Genomic DNA, 20,574 nt, shown 5'->3' with positions numbered 1-20,574 from the left:
TCACCGAGCGCGCTCCGAGACCGCACCATTTGGCGCTATGCGCTACATTTCTGCTGGTCACCACCGACTCAGAGTGAGGTGGGGATTGCCGTGCTCCGTCCGAACCTGTACGGCAGCCTCGCCGTACTCGCCGTCGTCGCCGCCATCGCGATCGGCCTGCCCACGATCGACGACGCGCTGCCCGCCGGGCGCTCGCTGCGTGCCGGCGAACGGCTCGACGTCGGCCTCGGCGTCTCCGTGGCCGCGCCGGCGGACGCCGTCCTGGACGTCACCAAGACGCAGCCCTCGCTGTACCGGCTGGTCTTCTCGGTGCGCAGCGTCCGGGTCGTGGTCGAGGCCAGCAGGTACGCCGGGGACCTGGCCGGGCTGAGCGAGCGACTGCGCCGCAAGATCCAGAGCAATCCCGGGTACCAGACCTCGCAGGAGGAACATCCGACGTCGACCGTGACCGGCGTCTCCGGGCTCGCCGGCAGCTACTCCACGCCGGGGCGGAACGGGACGTACGCGGTGTTCGGGCATCACGGCGTCGGTGTCGAGATCAGCATGGCCGGGGACGGGTCGGACCTGCGCAAGGAGGGTACGGACCTGACCGCCATGATCCGTAGCGTGCGGTTCGGTGCGTCGTGACGTCCGGCACGGTACCCGAGGACGGTGCCGAGCCGACTCGCAAGATCACCAAACGGCTCGGTGCGCGTCGCCCGCTGTCCCATGACGGTCGGCACCGGGCGGGCATCGCCGAACGCCCGCCGGTGGCGCCGCCGCCGGCCGCCTCCGGCCCCGCGGTCCAGCTGCGGATGCCCGCGGTGTGGATGGTCGCCGTGCTCGTCGCGATCGGCGCCTGGCGGATCGGGCTGATCTTCGCCGACGCGGTCCGGCTGTACCCGCGCGCCTCCGCGGTGGCGTTCGTGCTGTTCGCCGCGTACGCGGTGCCGTTCATCTGGGTTGTCCGCGAGGTCGACTGGCTGGAACGAGAACCGTTCGTGCTGCTCGCCACGGCGTTCTGCTGGGGCGGGCTGGTGGCGACCGCGATGGCCAACATCGGCAACACCGCGGCCCAGGAGATCCTCGCCAAGGTCTTCTCGCCGAGCTTCGCCGACCGCTGGGCGCCGGCGATCGTCGGCCCGACCAACGAGGAGACGCTCAAGGCGCTCGGCGTGGTCGCGATCGTGCTGCTGGCCAAGCGGCACGTCAACAGTGTCGTGGACGGCTTCGTCTACGGGGCGCTCGTCGGTCTCGGCTTCCAGGTCGTCGAGGACTTCGTCTACTCCATCAACTCGGTGGTAATCGCCGGCGACGGCGACACGATCATGCCGGTCGTGGCGACCTTCCTGGTCCGGGGGTTCCTGGGCGGTCTGTGGAGCCACACGCTGTTCACCGCGCTGGTCGGGGCCGGCGTCGGCTATGCGGTGGTTCGTACCGACCGGCCGCTGCGGATCCGGGTCGGCGTCGCGGTCCTCGCCTACCTCGGCGCCTGGACGCTGCACTTCGTCTGGAACTCGCCGCTGCTGCGGGACGGGTTCGGCATCGGCGTCGGCGGCCTGATCGCCGGGCTGCTGATCAAGGGCATCCCGGGGTTCGTCGCCGTGCTGCTGATGCTGCGGGTGGCCCGCCGGCACGAGGCCGGGTACTACCTGGGCCGGCTGAACGGCATCGAGCCGATCCTGGTCGCGCCGGACGAGATGGACGCGCTGGTCACCGCGCGCGGCCGGAGCGCCGCCCGCAAGCGCGCCGCGGCCAAGGCGGGCCTGCGCGCCGACCGGACGGTACGCAGGCTGCAGCGGGCGCAGGCGAAGCTCGCGGTGGAGATCAGCCGCAGCGGCTACCCGTCGTACTGGGAGGCGGCGCGCAACCCGAACCCGCGGACACCGGCGCTGGAACGGTGCGTCCGGGAGATCCTGCTCGCCCGGCAGCGACTCGTCGCTCTCGGCATCCCGGTCGCCAGCCGGTACGGCCGGGAGCAGCGCACCCCGCTCGGCGGCTGGTCCTGCGCCCTCGCCATCGCGGGCCTGCTGGTACCCGGTGCCTCGGTGATCGCGCTGATCCTGGTCGGCATCGGTACCGTGTCCGCCCGCCGGCAGCGGATCAGCCCGGACAACCGGCTCGGCATGGCCAGTTCCATCGGTGTCCTCGCCACCGCCCTGTGGATCGTCGTCTACCTGCTGCACGGCTTCAGCGGCGGCTGACCGCCTCTGCCGCCCCGGCGCGGCCGCCGTTGTTGCGCAGGATGGCATGCATGCCACAGCCGGGATCGCAGGGCGATCCGGCGAACTCGTATGAGACGACGACGAACTCGGCGCGTGGCTCCGGGTGAACGAGGCTGATCGGGTTCCACCCGGTCAGCGCGTGGATGCCGGCCAGGAGCGCGACGACCGCGCCGGAGACCTTCAGCAACGACCCGAGACCAGAGGAATCCGGCTGTTCGGGCGCGGCCTTGGCCTCCCCTGACATGACACAACGGTACTTGGCACGACGATCGGAACTTAGAGGCCGAATCCACGCTACCAGTCGCTATGTGGACACGTGCGCGAGATCGCGAGCTCGGCGGCCGACTCCGCAACCGTCCCGGCGCTCGGCGGCGCGATGACACCGGCGATGGTGCACAGCGGTGGGCTGACGCCGGCGGTGGTGCACAGCGGCGCGATGACGCCGGCGGTGGTGCACAGCGGCGCCGGTAGGGTCGGCTCGACAGCGTCGTCGAGCGGTGGGAGGTACGGGTGGCCGAGCGGCTGGTGGTGATCGGAGGCGGCACGATGGGCAGCGGGATCGGCTACGTCGCCGCGAACGCCGGGTACCAGGTCGAGCTGGTCGAGGTCGACGGCGGCCGGGCCGCCGCGGCGCTCGCGACGCTGGCCGCCCGGTGGGACAAGGCGGTGCGCACCGGCCGGCAGGACGCCGCCGACGCGGCCGCCGCCCGGGACCGGCTGACCACCGCGACCGCGCTGGCCGACCTGCCTTCGGAGCCGTCCGTGGTGATCGAGGCGGTACCGGAGCGGGTCGAGCTGAAGCGGCAGGTGCTGCGCGAGGCGGAGCGGCTGCGGCCGGATCTGTTGGCCAGCAACACCTCCAGCATCGCGATCGGCGCGCTGGCCGCCGTCCTGGCCAGCCCGGACCGGTTCTGCGGGCTGCACTTCTTCAACCCGGTCTGGTCGATGCGGCTGCTGGAGGTCGTGGTCGGCCCGGACACCGCGGCGGCCACCACGGACGCGGCGCTGGCCCTCGCGGTACGGCTGGGCAAGGAGCCGATCGTGGTGGCCGATGCACCCGGGTTCGCGTCCTCCCGGCTCGGCGTGGCGCTTGGCCTGGAGGCGATCCGGATGGTCGAGGCCAAGGTCGCGAGCCCGGCCGACATCGACACCGCGATGACCCTCGGGTACCGGCATCCGATGGGCCCGCTGGAGTTGACCGACGTGGTCGGGCTGGACGTGCGGCTGGCGATCGCCGAGACGCTGCGGGAGGCGTACGGGGACCGGTTCGCGCCGCCGGACCTGTTGCAGCGGATGGTCGCCGAGGGCCGGCTCGGCCGCAAGTCCGGCCAGGGCTTCTACCGCTGGGTCGACGGCAAGAAGGTCGTCGATGAGTAACGCCGGGCGCGGTCGGCGGGCCGCTGGGCCGGAGGTCGTCGATGAGCACCGGCGACGCCGACCCGGCGCGGCGAACGGAGGGGGACGGTGACGGACTACCGGACGCTGCTGGTCGACGAGCGAGACGACCGGGTGGTCGTCACGCTGCACCGGCCGGACAAGCGCAACGCGATCGACGCGGAGATGGTCGACGAGTTGCACGCGGTGTGCGACAAGCTCACCCGCGAGCCGAAACTGCTGCTGCTCACCGGCGGTACCGACGGGATCTTCGCGGCTGGGGTGGACATCGCGCAGCTGCGCGACCGTGACCGGTACGACGCGCTCGCGGGCATCAACCACGGCATCATGCAGCACATCCGGTCGCTGCCGATGCCGAGCGTCGCCGCCGTCGACGGGCCGGCGCTGGGTGGCGGCGCCGAACTCTGCTACGCCTGCGACGTGCGGATCTGCACCGACCGCAGCTTCTTCGGCCAGCCCGAGGTGCGGCTCGGCATCGTCGCCGGCGCCGGCGCGCTCTACCGGCTGCCGCAGCTGGTCGGCGAGTCGCTCGCCAAGGAACTGCTGTACACCGGCCGCCGGCTCACCGCCGCGGACGCGCTGGCGGTACGGCTGGTGTCGCAGGTGGTGCCGGCCGACGAGCTGCTGGCGACCGCGCACGCGCTGCTGGACCGGATGGCGAAGGTCTCACCGCTCGCGTTGCGGCTCACCAAGCTTGCCGTCGACGCGCCGGCCGACGCGCACCCGCAGATCGAGCAGCTGGCCCAGGCGGTGCTGTTCGAGGACGACGAGAAGCGCCGTCGAATGACCGCGTTCCTGGACCGGTCGTGACCGGGTTCGCCGCCGGCGAGCCGGAGTGGCGGGCCCGCCTCGGGTCGCTGCGGCAGGCGGTTCGGCAGGAGCTCGTGGCGCGGCAACTGGCCGAGCAGGTACCGGACGCGCCACCGCGGCGGGTGCTCGACGTCGGCTGCGGCCAGGGCACCCAGGCGCTGCGGCTGGCCCGGCGCGGGCACCGGGTGACCGGCCTCGACGGGTCCGACCGGCTGCTGGCCGACTTCGAGGCGGCGCTGAGCGTCGAACCGGCCACGGTACGCGACCGGGTCACGCTGGTGCGCGCCGATATCGCCCAACTGCACGCGCCCGCCGGGGACCCGCCGCCCGGCGGGCCGGCCAGGGACGAGCGTGCCGATGTGGCTGCCGGGGACGAGCGCGCCGATGTGGCTGCCGGCGGTGTGCCTGCCGGGGGACGGCGTGCCGGTGTGGCTGGTGGTGCCGTGCCTGCTGGGGGCGAGCCGGCCGGCGGGGGTCGGGGCGGGCTGTTCGGGCCGGCGAGCTTCGACGTGGTGCTGTGCCACGGCGTGCTCATGTACTTCGACGATCCGGCCCCGCTGCTCGCCGACCTGGCCCGGGTGCTCGCACCCGGCGGGGTGCTGTCCCTGCTGGTACGCAACGGGGACGCGCTCGCGATGCGGCCCGGGCTCACGGGTGACTGGACCGCCGCGCGCCGCGCGTTCACGCAGGCCGGCTACCTGAACCGGATCGGCGTGCAGGCCCGCGCCGACCGCCGCGCCGACCTGACCGCCGCGCTGGCCGGTCTCGGCCTGTCCGTACCCACCTGGTACGGCGTGCGGGTGTTCACCGACACCCTCGCCGCGGACAGCCCGGTGCCCGACGACGAGACGTTCGCCGCCATCCTGGACGCGGAGGACCGCGCCGGCCGCACCGACCCGTACCGCGCGGTCGCCCCGCTGCTGCACCTGATCGCCCTCCGGGGCTGAGCGTGCGGCGGATCGCAGCGGTGGCAGGGATCCTGGTCCGGGACGACCGGCTGCTGTTGGTGCGCCAGCAGTTCCGCGTCCGGGGTTTCTGGAGCCTGCCCGGCGGGACGGTCGAGGACGGCGAGTCACTGCTCGCCGCGCTGAGCCGCGAGCTGGTCGAGGAGACCGGCCTGCGGCCCGGCCCGGTGGTGCGGCTCGCGCACGTGACCGAGCTGTGCACGCCGTCGTTCCTGTCCACGGCGCACGTTTTCGTCGTGGCCGGCTGGTCGGCGGTCGACGGGTTCGCCGGTGATCCGGCCGGCGAGGTCGTCGCCAGCGAGTTCGTTCCGCTGTCGACCGCCCGGGAACGGATCGCGACCCTGCCCTTTCCGGCCATGCGCGAGCCGCTCCTCGGGTACCTGTCCGGCGACACCGACCGGTTCTACTCGTACGTCGCCGACGGCAGTCTCACCGAGGCGCGGCGGACCGTGCCTGGCTGAACCCATCGATCCCGGCCCGAATCGAAACTATCCACTATGGACTCATCAGTGATGGATCGGTTGCCGCTGCTGGGGTGCGGCGTGGCACTTGATAGTCCATAGTGGACGATGGCGGCGTACTTCGTCGAGTCGATCGCGCCGTCGGGGTCACGACCGGAGGCGTGCCGAGTGCGTGGGGTCTCCGGTCCGGTTACCTGCCAACGAATCTGGTGCTGTCCCGCCTTGGATCCGTTGCTGGAGAGTAGAACCGATCGCGGCGAGTGCCCGGATCGTTCGTACCGGCGTGGTGGTGTGCGGCACGTGTCGTGGCACGACGTTCCCGGCCGGGCGGCAGGCGGGTAGCGTCGCCGGCATGGCGGACGACGAGACGGTCAGGGGCGGCGCGGTGGACGCGGGCGAGACGGCGGGTGTGCACGAGCGGGCCGCGGCGGGCGTGGACGAGCGGGCAGTGACGGCGGCGACGCTGAGCGAGGTCTTCGAGAGCATGGGGGCGCTCGCCGACCGGATGGGGGTCGAGGTGCTGTCGGCCGCCCCGGACCGGGTCGTCGGCCGGATGCCGGTCGTCGGCAACACCCAGCCGTACGGGCTGCTGCACGGCGGCGCGTCCTGCGTGCTGGCGGAGACCGTCGGGTCGGTCGGGGCGGCGCTGCACGCCGGGCCGGGTGGGCGCGCGGTCGGCATCGAGCTCAACGCGAGCCACCACCTCGGCGTGCGGGACGGCTCGGTCACCGCCACCGCGACGGCGCTGCGGCTCGGACGCAGCCTCGCGACGTACGAGATCGAGGTCGTCGACGACGCCGGCCGGCGGGTCTGCACGGCCCGCCTCTCCTGCATGATCCAGCGGTCGACCATTGCCGGGTAGCGACTCTGGATACCAAACCCACCCATCTCCACCTGGCAAAATTACGCCGAGTAATTCGTCGGCAACTCTTGACAACCATGCGCGGTGCTACCAACCTTGTAGGTGGTCGTACCGATCGACGGGAATAAATCGCGACGACCAGGGTGTCTTGCGGCCGGCGCAACTGGGGGGTGGCACCGGCCAGGGGGGCGAGACACCGGCAGCCGGGCGGGCTGCACGACGGGGGGAAGAACGAAGCTTTCCGCGGTCGTGGGTCCGCCCGGGCTTGCGTTTCGAGGCCGCATCGCTCGCCGATGCGGCCTCGTCGCGTCGATCAGGAACCCGCCCGCTCGTCCCCGCTGGTCGAGAACCTGCGTGCGGCGTGTCCTCGACGGCGCGCCGCCGCGGGCCCGAGCTCGGCGCGGCGCCACGAGTCCACGACCGGCGGGAGGATGGCGCCGCCGCCGGCCCGGATCGGCGCGGCTGGGCGCCGCCGCCGGCCGGATCGGCGCGGCTGGGCGCCGCCACCGGCCGGATCGCGCGGCTGGGCGCCGCCACGAGGCCGCGATCGGCGCGGCTGGGCGCCGCCACGAGGCCGCGATCGGCGCGCCGCAGGGCCAAGATCGACGGGCGGGCGGGCAAGATTCGGTCAAACCTGCCGTACGGGGGCCGCACATCCGCTCAGTACACGGAACAATGCGGGCCATGAGCTACGGGTACACGGGTGACGGGCCGCTCGCCGATCCACCGGACGCGCTGGCCGATCCGCTCGCGATGCGGCTCGCCGCGATCATCCGGGAGATCCGGCCGGGCGAGCGGCTACCGGCCGAGCGTGAGCTTGCCACCCGCCTCGGCGTCAGCCGTACCGCGCTGCGGGACCGGTTGCGGTTCCTCGAGTCGGCCGGCATCCTGCGGCGCCGATCCGGCTCCGGTACGTACGTGGAGGCGCTGAACCCGCAGGCGCTGACTCGTACCCTCGGTGTCGCGGTGACGTTCTCCGGGCTGCCGGCCGAGTCGATGTTCACCGCGCTGGACGCGCTGGACCGGCAGGCGGCCCGGGAGGCGGCCACGCAGGCCGACCACGCCCAGCTGGCGGCGCTGCGCCAGGCGCTGGAGGGGATGCGGGACGTTCGGCCGAACGCCGTGCTGACCGCGCACGAGGAGTTCCACGACGCGATGATCGAGGCGGCAGCCAGCCCGGCGCTGACCCTGCTGCGGTCCGGCGTCGTGGGCGCGCTGCGCAAGGCGCAGCTGGTCTGGCCGGACCGGCCGGATTCGGCCGACGCGGTGCCGCCGCCCGGCCTGTACGAGCGTCATCGGGCGATCTACCAGGCGATCGCCGCAGGCGACCCGACCGCCGCCGGTGCCGCCTTCGACGCCTGATCAAGCCCCGGCGTAGTTGATCAAGGGATCCGTGCGGACCGACCTGGCCGAACGTGTCCCGATCCCTTGATCAACACTCCCGGTCCTTGATCGACGCCGCCCCGGCGCGCGGCCCAGCCCGGCACGGCGTGGCACGGCGCGGGCGCGGCCGCGCCGCGCTGGCCCGGTTGATCAAGGGATCGGTGCGGATCGGCCTGGGCAAACGTGTCCCGATCCCTTGATCAACTAACTCAGTCCTTGATCAACTCTCTCGGCGGCTACTTCTGGGCCTGGATCATCCAGTGCTGCTGTTCGAGGTCCTGGGTCGCGGCGATCAGCAGGTCCTGGGTGATCGGGTCGGGCTCGTCGGTGTCGCGTACCCGGGTGCGGAACCGCTGCACGATGTCGGCCAGCAGGCTGGTGAAGTACTCGATCACGTCGCGGTCCTGCACGTACCCGTCGGGCAGCTGCTTGGTGTGCGCCGACTTGGCGACCGTCTCGGCGCGCCCGTCCGGGTTGACGCCGATGGCGACGGCCCGCTCGGCGACGATGTCCATGTGCTTGCGGGCGATGTCGACGACGTCGTCGAGCTGCAGGTGCAGCGACCGGAAGTGCGGGCCGATCAGGTTCCAGTGCGCCTGCTTGGCCGACAGCGACAGGTCGATCAGGTCGACCAGCGCCGACTGCAGGGCATCGCCGGTGACCTTGCGCGCCTCGTCGGACAGTGGGCCGGTGACGGCTGCCATGATCTCTCCCCCTTGTGATCCGTCCTTTGTGCCCCGGCGGGCCGGGGCGCCATAATCTGGAACGATTCCAGATTACCCGGTTGGTGCCCGGTCGAAACCGTCGTACTCACCACACCGGGTACCCGGCTCGCCGATCGGTACACGGTGGTACCGGGACAGAATGGGGGCGACGACGACGGCGGGAGGCGCGGTGATCGGGCTGCGGTGGGTGCTCGACGCGCTCGGCCCGGGGCTGCTCGACCCGGTCGAGGTCGGTACCGATCCGGGGGTGCGCGACGTGGTCGTCGCCGACCCCGACCCGTCCGACGTGGACCGCATCCACCCCGGCGACCTGGTCCTCGGCGTCGCCGTACACGACGTGCCGGCGGCGCTGGCCGTACTGGAACGGTGCGCCGACCGGGGCGCGGCGGCGCTGCTGCTGCGGCCACCGGTCGCCCGCGAGGCGGCCGTCCGAGCCAGGGCCCGGGAGCTGCGGCTGCCGCTGGTGACCGCCCGCCGGCAGGTGTCCTGGGCCCAAGTGGTGTGGCTGCTGCGCAGCCTGGTCGACACCGGTACCGTCGCTGCGCCCGCCGGCTCGGTCGACTCGCCGGCGTTCCAGGACCTGTTCACGCTGGCCGACGCGGCCGCCGCGGTGATCGACGCGCCGGTCACCATCGAGGACGAGTTCTCCCGGGTGCTCGCCTACTCGAAGCGGCAGGAACAGGCGGACGCGGCCCGGCTGTCCACTATCGTCGGCCGCCGGGTGCCCGCCGACGTGCTGCGCCAGTTCCGCTCCCGCGGCGTGTTCCGCCGGCTCGGCAGCGGTTCCGAGCCCATCTTCGTACCGGAGCAGCCGGACGGCACGATGCCCCGGCTCATCGTGCCGGTACGGCTGTCCGGGCAGCTGCTCGGCTCGATCTGGGCGCTGGTGCCGGAACGGCCGCCGGAGGAGCGGGTCCAGGCGTTCGCCGACACCGCGAGCGTGGTGGCGCTGCACCTGCTGCGGGTGCGGGCCGCCGCCGACGTGGCCCGCCGGGTCGCCGCCGACCGGCTGCGCGCCGCCCTGTCCGGTACCGGGGCCGACGACCCGGCCGACCTGGCCCTGCCGCCGGGCCCGTACCGGGCGGTGGCGCTGGATCTGGCCGCGCCGGACGACCCGCACCCCGGTACGCCCCGGCACGCGGACCGGCTGCAGGCGCTGTGGGAGTCGATCGGCCGCAGCCGGGGCTGGCGGCGGCCGGCGATCACCGAGTACGAGGGCCGGCTGTACGCGGTGGTGACCGAGCACGGTGACACCGGCTCCTGGCCGTGGCTGGCGAAGCTCGGCACCGAGCTGGCGCGCACCGAGCCGGACGTACGGGTCGCGGCCGGCGGCCCGGTCGACCGGCTCGGCGAGCTGCACCGCTCGACCGTGCAGGCCGCGGCGCTGCTGCGGCTGATCGACCGGGGCTTCGTCACCGGGCCGGTCGCCGCGCACGAGGACTCCTGGGCGGCGGCCGTACTCGACCTGGTCACCGGCGCGGTGCCGCTGGGCGACCTGCTCGCGATCGGCCCGCTCGGCGCGCTGCTCGCGACCGACGACTCGCGTGGCGGCTGGTACGCCGAGACGCTCCGGGCGTACCTCGCGCACCCGGGTGATCCGGCGGCGGCGAGCCGGCAGCTGCACGTACATCCGAACACCTTCCGCTACCGGATGCGCCGGCTGCGTGCCGCGCTCCCGGTGGACCTTGATGCACCGGACGTGCGCTTGGCACTACAGATCCAGCTTTATGCCGGCAGGTTGCACGGTTGAGTTGTGCCCGGCGCACAATGATCGGCCTTGGGCTCGTTTTGCCGGAACGATGACCGACGGTCACCTCAGGCCGGACCATTACCGCAGAGGTGTCGACACGGGCGACCCTCGAACGACTCGTGTCGTTGAACCGGTGATCAGCTCAAGCAGAGGTCGGTCGAGCCCGATCCGCACGACCTCTCCCAGGCAACGGTGCCTGCAGTCGGAAGGACAGTGCGTCATGAAGGTCGGCGTTCCACGCGAGGTCAAGAACAACGAGTTCCGGGTCGCGATCACCCCGGCCGGGGTGCACGAACTGGTCACGCACGGGCACGAGGTGGTCATCGAGCGCGGCGCGGGCGTCGGCTCGTCCATCCCGGACGACGAGTTCCTGCACGCCGGTGCCAAGATCGGCGACACCGCCGACGCGGTGTGGGCCGAGGCGGACCTGGTGCTCAAGGTCAAGGAGCCGGTCGCCGAGGAGTACCACCGGATGCGCGAGGGTCAGGTGCTCTTCACCTACCTGCACCTCGCCGCGTCCCGGGAGTGCACCGACGCGCTGCTGGACCGCAAGGTCACCTCGGTGGCCTACGAGACGGTGCAGCTCGCCGACCGCTCGCTGCCGCTGCTGGCCCCGATGAGCGAGGTCGCCGGCCGGATCGCCCCGCAGGTCGGCGCGTACCACCTGATGCGGTTCGCCGGTGGCCGCGGCGTGCTGCCCGGCGGCGTACCGGGGGTCACGCCGGCGAAGGTCGTCGTGCTCGGCGCGGGTGTCGCCGGCCGCAACGCGGTCGAGATCGCGGTCGGCATGCGCGCCGACGTGACCGTGCTCGACCTCAACGTGGAGAAGCTGCGCGAGCTGGACCACCTGTACGAGGGGCGGATCCACACCGTCGCCTCGAACGCGTTCCAGCTGGAGAAGGAGGTCACCGACGCCGACCTGGTGATCGGTGCGGTCCTGGTGCCGGGCGCGAAGGCGCCGAAGCTGGTCAGCAACGAGCTGGTGTCCCGGATGCGGCCGGGCAGCGTGCTGGTGGACATCTCGATCGACCAGGGCGGCTGCTTCGAGGACTCCCGCCCGACCACGCACGCCGACCCGACCTACCGGGTGCACGACAGCATCTTCTACTGCGTGGCGAACATGCCGGGCGCGGTGCCGAACACCTCCACGTTCGCGCTCACCAACGTGACCATGCCGTACGCGGTTGCGTTGGCGGACAAGGGATGGCGCGCCGCGCTGGCCGACGACCCGGCGCTCGCGCAGGGGCTCAACACGCACGCCGGCCAGCTCACCAACGAGCCGGTCGCCGCCGCGCACGACCTGCCGTTCCGTCCGGTCGCCGACGTGCTCGCCTGACCGTCGCCGTACCACCCGCTCGGCCCGGCACCTGCGAGGTGGCGGGCCGAGTTCGTGTGCGGCCCTTCCGGGTCCGTTGCGGCGCCCGGGCGGCTTCGGGTCCCGGCGCCGGGGTCACTTTCCGAGGTCGGCGAGGGCGCGCAGGCCGGCCAGTACGGCGGCGCCGGTCGGCGGGTGCTCCGGGTCGGCGAGCGCCTGGATGACGACGCCGGACATCAGTGCCATCTGCACCATCCCGACCGTGCGCGCCGCCTCGTCGGAGACCTCGTCCTCGGGCACGCTGAGGATGGTCGCGGCGGAGCCGGTGCGGCCCTGCCGCATCCCGTCGGCCAACTGCGGCAGCAGGTCCGGGTTCCGGCGCGCCTGCATGAACAGGTCGACCGAGGTCAGCCACAGGTCGGGGTGCGCGCGGGCCTGCGCGATCAGCTCGTCCCAGCTGCGCACGTATCGCTCCACCACGTCCGCGTCGGGGTCGTCGGCCGAGACGAGCGCCCGGCCGGCCTTGTCGCCCCACTCGTCGATGAGCGCGAACAGCGCCTGGAACAGCAGCTTCTCCCGGGATCCGAAGTGGTAGCCGATCGCGGCGGTGGAGACCCCGGCGGCCGTCGCGATGTCGCGCACCGAGCTGCGGTCGAACCCCTTCTCCAGCAGGCACCGTTTCGCGCCGTCGAGCAGCGCCTCGCGGTTGCCCTTGTTGTTGCCTCCGGCCATCGCCGCAGCCTAGCAACGCCTTGCTCGATCGTCTCAGTCGAGCGAGTCGCGCAGCCGGGTAACGGCTGGGCAGTGATCGAGATCGCGGGCGGCCCAGTGAAAGAGAAAATCGTTGTCGAATATGCTGGGCGGCATGGCGGTACTCGTCACGCTGTTGTCCCTGGTGGCCACCCTCGCGGGTGGCCTCGTCGCGCTCCGGGCCCGGGACAAGCTGCACCTGATCCTCGGCCTCGCGGCCGGCGTACTGCTGGGCGTCGTGGCGTTCGACCTGCTGCCGGAGATGTTCGAGCAGAACGCCTACCACGTGCTCGGCGTGCCCGCCGTGATGATCACGTTCGCCGCCGGGTTCCTCACCCTGCACATCGTCGAACGTGGCACCGCGGTGCACCGCGGCCACGAGCACGAGTACGAGTCGCACGGCCACCACTACCCGACCGTCGGGGTCCTCGCCGCCTCGGCACTGGTCGCGCACAGCTTCCTGGACGGGCTCGGGATCGGCCTCGGCTTCCAGGCGAGTACCGCGATCGGTGCCACCGTGGCGATCGCCGTCATCGCGCACGACTTCGCCGACGGCTTCAACACCTTCACCATCACCTCGCTGTACGGCAACGCCCATCGCCGCGCGCTCACCCTGCTGTGCCTGGACGCGGTGGCGCCGGTGGCCGGGGCGGCGGTGACGCTGTTCGTGCACGTACCGCAGTCGGTGTTGGGGCTCTATCTCGGCTTCTTCGCCGGATTCCTGCTCTACATCGCGACCAGCGACATCCTGCCCGAGGCGCACGCCCGGCACCCCAGCCGCCTCACCCTCGGCATGACCGTACTGGGGATGGCCTTCATGTTCGTCGTGGTCGGCGTCGCGGGCTGACCGGCCGCGGCGAACCGCGTCAGGACCAGCGGACCGCCATGGTGGTGCGCCACCGGTCGAGGACATCGGGACGACCCGTGACGGTCAGACCGGCGTGGTCGCGCCGGTTCCACATCAGGTGGTACAGGTCGGACGCGGTCGCGGTGATCACGCAGTCGGCCGCGGCGCAGGCGGCGGCGTCGGGCCGATCGTCGCCTCGGACACCGGACTCGGAGATCGTCACGAGCCAGCGCCGGTCGATGTCGGTGGCGGTCAGCCCCAGCCGGGTCGGCGCGCCCCAGCCGTCCGGGCGGTGCCGGCGGCGGGTGAGGAAGCGGAGCAGGAGTTCGTCCAGACCGTCGGCGCCGAACTCGGGTGCGACGCCGGTGATCCGGCCCGCCGCGGCCTGCGCGTCGACCCGGTGGATCGCCGTCTCGTGCGCCTGCCGCCGGGCCCAGAACGCCAGCGGCGACGGCGCGGGCAGGAACGTCCAGCAGGCCAACGAATCGGGCGCCTCGGTCAGCGCCGTGACGAGCGCGGCATGCCCGGCGCGGAACCAGCCGACCAGCTCGGCGTCGTCGCCCCAGGTCTCCATCAGCTCGCGGTCGAGCTCCTCGCTGGTCTCCTCGGCATATCCCGTGGTCACGTAGTAGCCGGCCCAGCGGTGCACCCCGCCGATGTGGCGCAGCAGGTCGCGCAGCGTCCAGTCGGGGCAGGTCGGGACGGGGGTGTCGAGGTCGGTGCGGTCGGCGGCCGCGGCGAGCAACTCGCCCTCGGCGCGCAGCGTGGCGAGATGATCGGCAACGGACATGGGCATGGTCGCATCGTAGAAGCGAGGTCTGACGACCGCCGCCCGGTATGCCCCACCGGTGCCTTTCGGTCCGGCCGTTCGACCCCGTTCTGCCAGGATCCCTAACCGGATTGGCCCGTTCGGCTGGTCGGTGAGTAGGCCGAACGGTGGGGTCGGTCGTCCGTACCGGCAGAAGTGTGGCCGGGGCGACGCCCTGGCCGTTTCCTCCGTTACATCGAGGCCCTTTTTCCAGGCCACGCCAAGGAATCCGGCTTACCGTCGAAGACGATGTACCGCAGCAGGGACGGGCGCTGGACCGTCGAGCACATGATCGGGACCGCAGCCGAGGACGGCCGGCCCCGCGATCTGCTGCGCGTGTCACACAACGGCTACCAGGTGGCGGTGTGCCGGTCGGTGGACGAGGTGGCCGAGCTGGTCAACCTGGCCGATCTGGAGCTCGTCGAGGACCACCGCCGGCCGCTCGCCCCGGCCAGCTGACCCACGTCGCAACTGCCCCGGCCCGTCCGCGCGTCGTCGCCGCTGACCCGCTCGGCCGGCCCGCGGCGTCGTAGTCTGGCAGGCGATGCTGTTGACGATGCCGCCGCCGGCGCCGCTCGCCCCGTTCGTCACGAACCTCTACTGGTACGACGAACCGCTCGACGCCGCGCTGGAGCTGGCCCTGCCGACCGGGCGGCAGCAGCTGATCGTCAACCTCGCCGAGGACGAGCAACGCTGGTACGACGGTCCGGGCTTCGCCCGGGTGCACCGGCTGCCCGCGGCGACGGTGTCCGGGGCCAACGCCGCGCCGCTGTGCATCGACACCGCCGAGCAGCGGCAGGTCGTCGGCGTCTGCTTCCGGCCCGGCGGCGGCTTCCCGTTCTTCGGTACTCCGGACGCCACCGGCGATCTGCCGCTGGACGAGCTGTGGGGCCGGGACGGCGCGACGCTCGCGGAGCGGCTGCGCGGCTACCCGACCCCGCGCGGGCGGCTGGCCGCAATGGCCGAGCTGCTGCTGGCCCGGCTGCGAGACCGGCCGGCCGGACCGGATCCGCTCGTGGGCGCGGCGGCCAGGGCGCTGGAGCGCGGGCTGCCGGTGGCGACCGTCGCGGACCGGCTGGGCCGTACCGACCGGGGGCTGGCCCGCCGGTTCGCCGCCCACACGGGCTACACCCCGAAGCGGTACGCGCGGATCCGCCGGTTCCAGCGGGTCGCCGCCGGCTGCGCGGCGCTGCCGGCGGGCGCGGTCCGGATCGACTGGGCCGGACTGGCCGCCACACACGGGTACGTCGACCAGTCGCACCTGATCCACGACTTCCGGACGTTCGCCTCGGTCACGCCCACCCGGTACCGGCCGCGCGCGGCGGGCATGCCCAACCACCTGCCGGTCGCATCGGGCTGAGCGGTCGGGTTTTTCCAATACCGGTGCCGCCCGCGGCGCCACGATGGCAGGCATGGACAGCACACTCGCACCCACCCTGGCGGTCCGGGACGCGGCCGCCGCCATCGACTACTACCGGCAGGCGTTCGGCGCGACCGAACTGAGCCGCTACCGCGACGCCGGCCGCATCGTGCACGCCGATCTCTCCGTCGGTACCAGCGAGTTCGCCGTCAAGGACGCCGACGACGTCGATCCCGCACCGGACGGGGCGGTACCGGTCATCCTCGCGCTGCGGCTGCCCGACGTGGACGCCGTCTGGCAGCGGGCGATCGATGCCGGCGGTACCGAGATCTTTCCGCTGAGCGACCACGAGTACGGCCGGATGGGACGCATCGCCGACCCCTTCGGGCACCGCTGGATCCTCGCTGCCGCCTGACCCGGGCCGCCGCCGACGCCGGACCGGCTGTCCGGTCCGGCCCGGGGCGGCGAGTCGCGTTCGGCGGATCGCGGGCCGGTGTCCGGGGTGTCCTGGCGGGCCGGCCCGCGGTCGTGGCAGAATCCTCGGTCATGACGGACCTGCGCTGCACCGCGACCGGCTTCGCGCCGATTGTCGCCGCCGCGTGTCCGTGTTGTTGCCGCTGATCTCCCGCGCCCCGCCCGGTCTGCCACCGGGCTCCCGTCGAGTCAGCGAGCGTACCCATGTCTTCGGCCCTGCGTGCCTCCCGCCCTGCCCGTACCCGCGTGCCCGCCTCCGCCGGCGCGCCCGACCTGTCCGGCCGCGCCGTCGTCGTTCTGCACGCGCACCCCGACGACGAGGCGATCTTCACCGCGGCCACCATGCGCCGGCTCGCCGACCGTGGCGCCCGGGTGGTACTCGTCATGGCCACCGGCGGTGAGCTCGGCGAGCGGCTCGCCCCGCTGCGCCCCGGCGAGACCGTGCACCGCCGCCGGCTGGCCGAGCTGGAGGCCGCGGCCGAGCTGCTCGGCGTCTCCCGGCTGGTACTGCTCGGCCGGCGCGACTCGGGCATGGCGGGGTGGCCGTCGGCCCGGCATCCGCGGGCGCTGGCCCGGGGGCGGACCGACCGGCTGGCCCGGCGGCTCGCCGAGGTGATCGACGCCGAACGGGCCGACACCGTGCTGCACTACGACGACCGCGGCATCTACGGTCACCCGGATCACGTTGCGGTGCACCGGATCGGCGCGCTGGCGGCGGCGATGACCGGCGCCGTGTCGTACGAGGCGACGGTGGACCGGGACCACCTGCACCGACGTGGCGGTACCCACCTGATCGACGCGGCGAGCGGGCACACCGGTGACTACGGACGGGCCGGGCACGAGATTCCGGTGCGGTTGACCGCGACCGACGCCGAACTCGCCGCGAAGCGGGCCGCGATGTCCGCGCACGCCAGCCAGATCGCGCCGGCGGCGGTCGGCGGCGACGGCTTCGCCGACACGTACCGGCACGAGTGGTACCTGACCGGCCACGCCCGCGGAATCCTCACCGACCTGGCCACCGTGCCGGGCTGACGGCCCCCCGCGGCCAGCCGGGGAGCGTCGACCCGGCACACCGCAGTGGCCCGGCTGGTCCGAGGCGTGGTCCGTGCCCGCCGTGTGGCCCGGCTGGTCCGCGGCGCGGCCCGGCCCGCCGTGCCGACGGAGGCATGGTCCGGACATGCCGGGTTGCGGTGCCCGGCTGGTCCGAGGCGTGGTCCGGCACGCCGGGCTGGCGGCGGCGCTGTGATCCCGCCTACCGACCGCCGTACCCGGGAACGCGCCGGGAGCGCGGCGCGTTGCACGTCACGTGGCTGTGTCTGACGAGGTGAAGCTGTCGGTGCTGGACCTGGCGCCGGTACCGGACGGATCGACGCCGGCCGACGCGTTGCGCAACAGCGTCGAGCTGGTACGGCTGGCGGAACGGCTTGGTTACCACCGGTACTGGGTGGCCGAGCACCACAACATGCCGGGCATCGCGAGCTCGTCCCCGCCGGTGCTGATCGGGCACCTGGCGAGCGCGACCGAGCGCATCCGGGTCGGCTCCGGCGGGGTGATGCTGCCCAACCACGCGCCGCTGGTGGTGGCCGAACAGTTCGGCATGCTGTCCGCGCTGCACGACGGGCGGATCGACCTCGGGCTCGGTCGAGCCCCCGGTACCGACCAGGTCACCGCGCACGCGCTGCGCCGGGACGCCTCGCCCGCCGCGGACGAGTTCCCGCGCCAGCTCGGCGAGCTGATCGGCTTCCTGGACGGCGAGTTCCCGGACGACCACCCGTACGGCGCGATCACCGCCGTGCCGGGCAAGGGCTATCGGCCGCCGATCTGGCTGCTCGGCTCGTCCGGCTACTCGGCGCAGCTGGCCGGCGCGCTCGGCATGCCGTTCTCGTTCGCGCACCACTTCGCCGGCGACAACACGCTGCCGGCGGTGGAACTGTACCGCTCGTCGTTCCGGCCGTCGCCGGACCTGGCCGAGCCGTACGTGATGCTCGGGGTGTCGGTGTTCTGCGCCGACACCGAGGACGAGGCGCGGCGGATGGCGAGCTCGCAGGAGCTGTCGTTCCTGCAGCTGCGCACCGGTCGGCCGGGCCCGCTGCCCAGCCCCGAGCAGGCGGCGAACTACCCGTACACGTCGCTGGACCGGCAGTTGATGGAGCAGCGTGGCCAGCACACCGTCGTCGGCGACCCGGACCAGGTGGCGCACCAGCTGACCGAACTGGTTGCGAAGACCGGTGCGCAGGAGCTGATGGTCACCACCCAGGCCTGGGACCACAAGGCCCGGCTCCACTCGTACGAGCTGGTCATCGCGCACTGACCGGCGCGCTCGCGGCTGCCCGGTGGCGACGCGGCCCCCTGACGCCGCCGGTGACGTGCCGTCGTGCGGGATCGCTCAGCGTCGCTGGTAGCGGGCGCGGACGAAGCACAGCACGCCGAAGCAGCCGATCCCGAACGCCACCAGGCACAGCAGCACCCGGCCGTGCGGCTGGCCGGCCAGTACCCGCAGCGCCTGGTCCAGCCCGCGGCTGTGGTGCGGCTGGTAGGTGACCGCCGAGATGGTCAGCAGCACGCCGACGATGCCGTACGCGACGCCCTTGGCGACGTGCCCGATCGCGCCGACGGCGAGCACGGCGCGGCGGGCCCGGTGGCCCAGCCGGTCCAGTTGCATGGCGCGCTCGAACCGGCGGAGCAGGCCGTAGCAGAGCATGCCGATGCCGAGCGCGACCACCCCGACGCCGATCGCGCCGACCAGGAACCGCCCGCCCGGCAGGCTCAGCGCGGTCGACGTCGCCCGCTGCTCGCTGTGCCCGCTGGACGGTGCGCGGTCGGACAGCACCGTTCGCGCCGTGGTCGCGGTCAGCGCGGCGAAGCAGATCGCCTGCGCGATCGACGTCAGTCGCCGCTTCGTGCCGGGATGGCCACCGTGGCCGGGCTCGCCCCAGACGGCCTCGGCGAGCCGCCACAGGGTCAGCAGCAGCAGCCCCACGGTGAGGATCGCGAGCAGTACCCGGCCGAACGCGGCGCCGGCCAGGGTGGCGAGGGCGCCGCCGGCGTCGGCCGACCGGTCCGAGCCGCCGAACGCGATCTGCACCGCGAGCCAGGCGACCAGCAGGTGGATCGCCCCGTACGCGGCGTAGCCCGCCCGGCCGACGCGGCGCATCAGCACCTGACGGTGGTGGGTGGGCGCGTGCCGCCACGGCCATCGGATCGCGGTCACCGTCGCACCTCCGCCTCCGTACCCGGACCAGCTTCGCCGGCGGCTTCGGCCGCTGGCTGCCGGCCCGTCGCGCGGTCGGCCGGTACGAACAGGCGCCAGGCGCCTGGCAGTACCCGCCAGGACCGGCTGACGGTCGGCGCGGAGAGTTCGCCGTCCGCGTTGACCCGGAAGGACTCGCCGGCCACCAGCACCCGGTCCGCCGGGCCGTGGATGACGTCGAGCGAGTCGACGTGCCGGCCGCGCAGCAGCCGCAGGGCGTAACCGATCCGCGCGATCGGCCCGGTCGCCTGCGAGATCGTCACGTGCATCCGGCCGTCGTGCACGGACGCGTCCGGGCTGAGCAGCGCGCTGCCGCCGGCGATCGTCGGCGCGTTGGAGACGGCCACCATCAGGTTGCGGTGCCGCGGATGCGTGGCCGTACGACCGTCGATGACCACGGTCAGCCGCTTGCCGGGTCGGACCAGACCGGCGATCATCGCACCGATCGGGAAGGCGGCCGGGCCCACGTGCGGCTTGAGCGGGCGGGCGCTGTCCGCGGCGTCGGCGCCGACCCCGACGTGCGCCGCGTTCACCACGACGTCGCCGGTGTCGTCCACGATCAGGTCGGTGGCGCGGGTGGCGCCGTCCCGGACGACGCCGGCCGCCGCCGTGACGTCCAGCGGGATCCCGCTGCCGCGGGCGAAGTCGTTGCCGGTACCGAGCGGGAGCAGCCCGACACGCCGCCGGCCGAGCTCGTCCCGCCGGTACAGCGCGCGGAGCAGGGCGTGCAGCGATCCGTCGCCCCCGGCGACGATCACGTCCTCGTCGGTGTGCTCGGCCAGGATCGGGTCGAGCCCGGTGCCGGCCGAGACCGCGACCCGGGTGACCGGCGCACCGATGATCTTCTCGCCGGTCGCGATCGACTCGGCATCGCTGGTGCCGGCGTCCTCGTTGTGGAGCAACAGCATGGGTGCCTCCGGGGGTGGTGCGGCCGCCGAGTGGCGCCGGCGGGCCCGGCACCGGCGCCTGGGTACGCCGCCGATGCCGGCTGGGGAGGGCGGTGCGCGGCGGATCAGAACAGCGCAGCGAGCTTGCTCACCAACATCGTCGCCACCAGGCAGGCGATGCCGAGCCACTCCCAGCGGACCTTGCGGGTCCGCCGGTGGCTGTAGCTGATCCCGCCCAGCACCAGGAACAGGACCGATGCGATCAACAGCACGACATTGAGTGTCTGCATGCCAGAGCAGTACCCATTCGGACCGCTTCGCATGCCAC

The 20,574-nt window shown here is 73.1% G+C and carries 24 protein-coding genes; 17 read left to right on the top strand and 7 right to left on the bottom strand.

From position 1 onward, the window contains the following. The first annotated feature begins 90 nt into the window (after positions 1-90). Complete coding sequence (locus Asera_RS04450; RefSeq protein WP_030448409.1) at positions 91-627, top strand: hypothetical protein; 537 nt, start codon at positions 91-93, stop codon at positions 625-627. Then, positions 624-2,183, top strand: coding sequence for a PrsW family intramembrane metalloprotease (locus Asera_RS04445; protein ID WP_051802733.1), 1,560 nt, complete (start codon positions 624-626; stop codon positions 2,181-2,183). Before Asera_RS04450 ends, Asera_RS04445 begins: the two co-directional genes overlap by 4 nt. On the opposite strand, the gene Asera_RS04440 is transcribed toward Asera_RS04445, so the two are convergent. Continuing rightward, positions 2,170-2,448, bottom strand: a complete 279-nt coding sequence (locus Asera_RS04440; protein ID WP_157035058.1) for a hypothetical protein — start codon at positions 2,446-2,448, stop codon at positions 2,170-2,172. The two genes, Asera_RS04445 and Asera_RS04440, sit on opposite strands and share 14 nt — an antisense overlap. Before the next feature lie 72 nt (positions 2,449-2,520). On the opposite strand from Asera_RS04440, the gene Asera_RS04435 reads away from it, so the two are divergent. From Asera_RS04435 to Asera_RS04405, 7 genes are all read left to right on the top strand, one after another. After that, a complete protein-coding gene (locus Asera_RS04435) occupies positions 2,521-2,736 on the top strand; it encodes a hypothetical protein (protein WP_030448406.1) in 216 nt (71 codons plus the stop codon). After that, positions 2,715-3,581, top strand: a complete 867-nt coding sequence (locus Asera_RS04430) for a 3-hydroxyacyl-CoA dehydrogenase family protein (protein ID WP_030448405.1) — start codon at positions 2,715-2,717, stop codon at positions 3,579-3,581. The genes Asera_RS04435 and Asera_RS04430 overlap by 22 nt, the downstream gene beginning before the upstream one ends. Before the next feature lie 87 nt (positions 3,582-3,668). Beyond that, the gene (locus tag Asera_RS04425; RefSeq protein WP_030448404.1) at positions 3,669-4,409 is read left to right on the top strand and encodes an enoyl-CoA hydratase/isomerase family protein; all 741 of its coding nucleotides are present in this window, start codon (positions 3,669-3,671) and stop codon (positions 4,407-4,409) included. Continuing rightward, complete coding sequence (locus Asera_RS04420) at positions 4,406-5,356, top strand: class I SAM-dependent methyltransferase (protein WP_084132394.1); 951 nt, start codon at positions 4,406-4,408, stop codon at positions 5,354-5,356. Before Asera_RS04425 ends, Asera_RS04420 begins: the two co-directional genes overlap by 4 nt. Positions 5,357-5,376: 20 nt before the next feature. After that, positions 5,377-5,835 (top strand): NUDIX hydrolase, encoded by a 459-nt coding sequence (locus tag Asera_RS04415; RefSeq protein WP_169745889.1) that lies wholly within the window; start codon positions 5,377-5,379, stop codon positions 5,833-5,835. Positions 5,836-6,187: 352 nt separating this feature from the next. Continuing rightward, entirely contained in the window at positions 6,188-6,697 is a 510-nt protein-coding gene (locus tag Asera_RS04410; RefSeq protein WP_084132390.1) for a PaaI family thioesterase, read from the top strand. Positions 6,698-7,381: 684 nt separating this feature from the next. Beyond that, entirely contained in the window at positions 7,382-8,059 is a 678-nt protein-coding gene (locus tag Asera_RS04405) for a FadR/GntR family transcriptional regulator (protein WP_169745888.1), read from the top strand. A 257-nt stretch (positions 8,060-8,316) separates the two neighbouring features. Here the strand turns inward: Asera_RS04405 and Asera_RS04400 are convergent, their stop codons facing one another. Next, positions 8,317-8,784 (bottom strand): Dps family protein, encoded by a 468-nt coding sequence (locus Asera_RS04400; RefSeq protein ID WP_030448399.1) that lies wholly within the window; start codon positions 8,782-8,784, stop codon positions 8,317-8,319. A gap of 160 nt (positions 8,785-8,944) precedes the next feature. Here Asera_RS04400 and Asera_RS04395 point away from each other — a divergent pair, with 160 nt between their 5' ends. Then, a complete protein-coding gene (locus Asera_RS04395; protein WP_051802730.1) occupies positions 8,945-10,555 on the top strand; it encodes a PucR family transcriptional regulator in 1,611 nt (536 codons plus the stop codon). Positions 10,556-10,775: 220 nt separating this feature from the next. Continuing rightward, on the top strand, positions 10,776-11,891 hold the full coding sequence (gene ald, locus Asera_RS04390) for an alanine dehydrogenase (protein ID WP_030448397.1): 1,116 nt from the start codon (positions 10,776-10,778) through the stop codon (positions 11,889-11,891). 114 nt (positions 11,892-12,005) lie between these two features. On the opposite strand, the gene Asera_RS04385 is transcribed toward ald, so the two are convergent. Then, entirely contained in the window at positions 12,006-12,602 is a 597-nt protein-coding gene (locus tag Asera_RS04385) for a TetR/AcrR family transcriptional regulator (protein ID WP_030448396.1), read from the bottom strand. Positions 12,603-12,735: 133 nt separating this feature from the next. On the opposite strand from Asera_RS04385, the gene Asera_RS04380 reads away from it, so the two are divergent. Then, the gene (locus Asera_RS04380) at positions 12,736-13,467 is read left to right on the top strand and encodes a ZIP family metal transporter (RefSeq protein ID WP_030448395.1); all 732 of its coding nucleotides are present in this window, start codon (positions 12,736-12,738) and stop codon (positions 13,465-13,467) included. A gap of 19 nt (positions 13,468-13,486) precedes the next feature. On the opposite strand, the gene Asera_RS04375 is transcribed toward Asera_RS04380, so the two are convergent. After that, the gene (locus Asera_RS04375) at positions 13,487-14,263 is read right to left on the bottom strand and encodes a maleylpyruvate isomerase family mycothiol-dependent enzyme (RefSeq protein WP_211255714.1); all 777 of its coding nucleotides are present in this window, start codon (positions 14,261-14,263) and stop codon (positions 13,487-13,489) included. Positions 14,264-14,524: 261 nt separating this feature from the next. Here Asera_RS04375 and Asera_RS04370 point away from each other — a divergent pair, with 261 nt between their 5' ends. The 5 genes from Asera_RS04370 (at position 14,525) to Asera_RS04350 (ending at position 18,420) form a co-directional block, all read left to right on the top strand. Then, positions 14,525-14,734, top strand: a complete 210-nt coding sequence (locus Asera_RS04370) for a hypothetical protein (protein WP_030448393.1) — start codon at positions 14,525-14,527, stop codon at positions 14,732-14,734. A gap of 85 nt (positions 14,735-14,819) precedes the next feature. Then, positions 14,820-15,635, top strand: a complete 816-nt coding sequence (locus Asera_RS04365) for a helix-turn-helix domain-containing protein (protein ID WP_030448392.1) — start codon at positions 14,820-14,822, stop codon at positions 15,633-15,635. A gap of 52 nt (positions 15,636-15,687) precedes the next feature. After that, entirely contained in the window at positions 15,688-16,050 is a 363-nt protein-coding gene (locus tag Asera_RS04360; RefSeq protein WP_211255713.1) for a VOC family protein, read from the top strand. A gap of 305 nt (positions 16,051-16,355) precedes the next feature. Further along, the gene (locus Asera_RS04355) at positions 16,356-17,141 is read left to right on the top strand and encodes a PIG-L family deacetylase (RefSeq protein ID WP_051802728.1); all 786 of its coding nucleotides are present in this window, start codon (positions 16,356-16,358) and stop codon (positions 17,139-17,141) included. Between the two features lie 274 nt (positions 17,142-17,415). Then, positions 17,416-18,420, top strand: coding sequence for an LLM class flavin-dependent oxidoreductase (locus Asera_RS04350; protein WP_084132384.1), 1,005 nt, complete (start codon positions 17,416-17,418; stop codon positions 18,418-18,420). 75 nt (positions 18,421-18,495) lie between these two features. Here Asera_RS04350 and Asera_RS04345 read toward each other — a convergent pair whose 3' ends face one another. The 3 genes from Asera_RS04345 to Asera_RS04335 all read right to left on the bottom strand — a co-directional run bounded on the left by Asera_RS04345 (position 18,496) and on the right by Asera_RS04335 (position 20,536). Then, on the bottom strand, positions 18,496-19,320 hold the full coding sequence (locus tag Asera_RS04345; protein ID WP_051802727.1) for a DUF1206 domain-containing protein: 825 nt from the start codon (positions 19,318-19,320) through the stop codon (positions 18,496-18,498). Next, positions 19,317-20,267, bottom strand: a complete 951-nt coding sequence (locus Asera_RS04340) for a diacylglycerol/lipid kinase family protein (RefSeq protein WP_051802726.1) — start codon at positions 20,265-20,267, stop codon at positions 19,317-19,319. Before Asera_RS04340 ends, Asera_RS04345 begins: the two co-directional genes overlap by 4 nt. Positions 20,268-20,371: 104 nt before the next feature. Then, the gene (locus Asera_RS04335) at positions 20,372-20,536 is read right to left on the bottom strand and encodes a hypothetical protein (RefSeq protein WP_157035057.1); all 165 of its coding nucleotides are present in this window, start codon (positions 20,534-20,536) and stop codon (positions 20,372-20,374) included. Positions 20,537-20,574 lie beyond the last annotated feature (38 nt).

Origin of the sequence: Actinocatenispora sera, assembly GCF_018324685.1 — a bacterium.
In the GTDB taxonomy this organism is placed as follows: domain Bacteria; phylum Actinomycetota; class Actinomycetes; order Mycobacteriales; family Micromonosporaceae; genus Actinocatenispora; species Actinocatenispora sera.
This window is presented reverse-complemented; position numbering and strand designations above follow the sequence as displayed.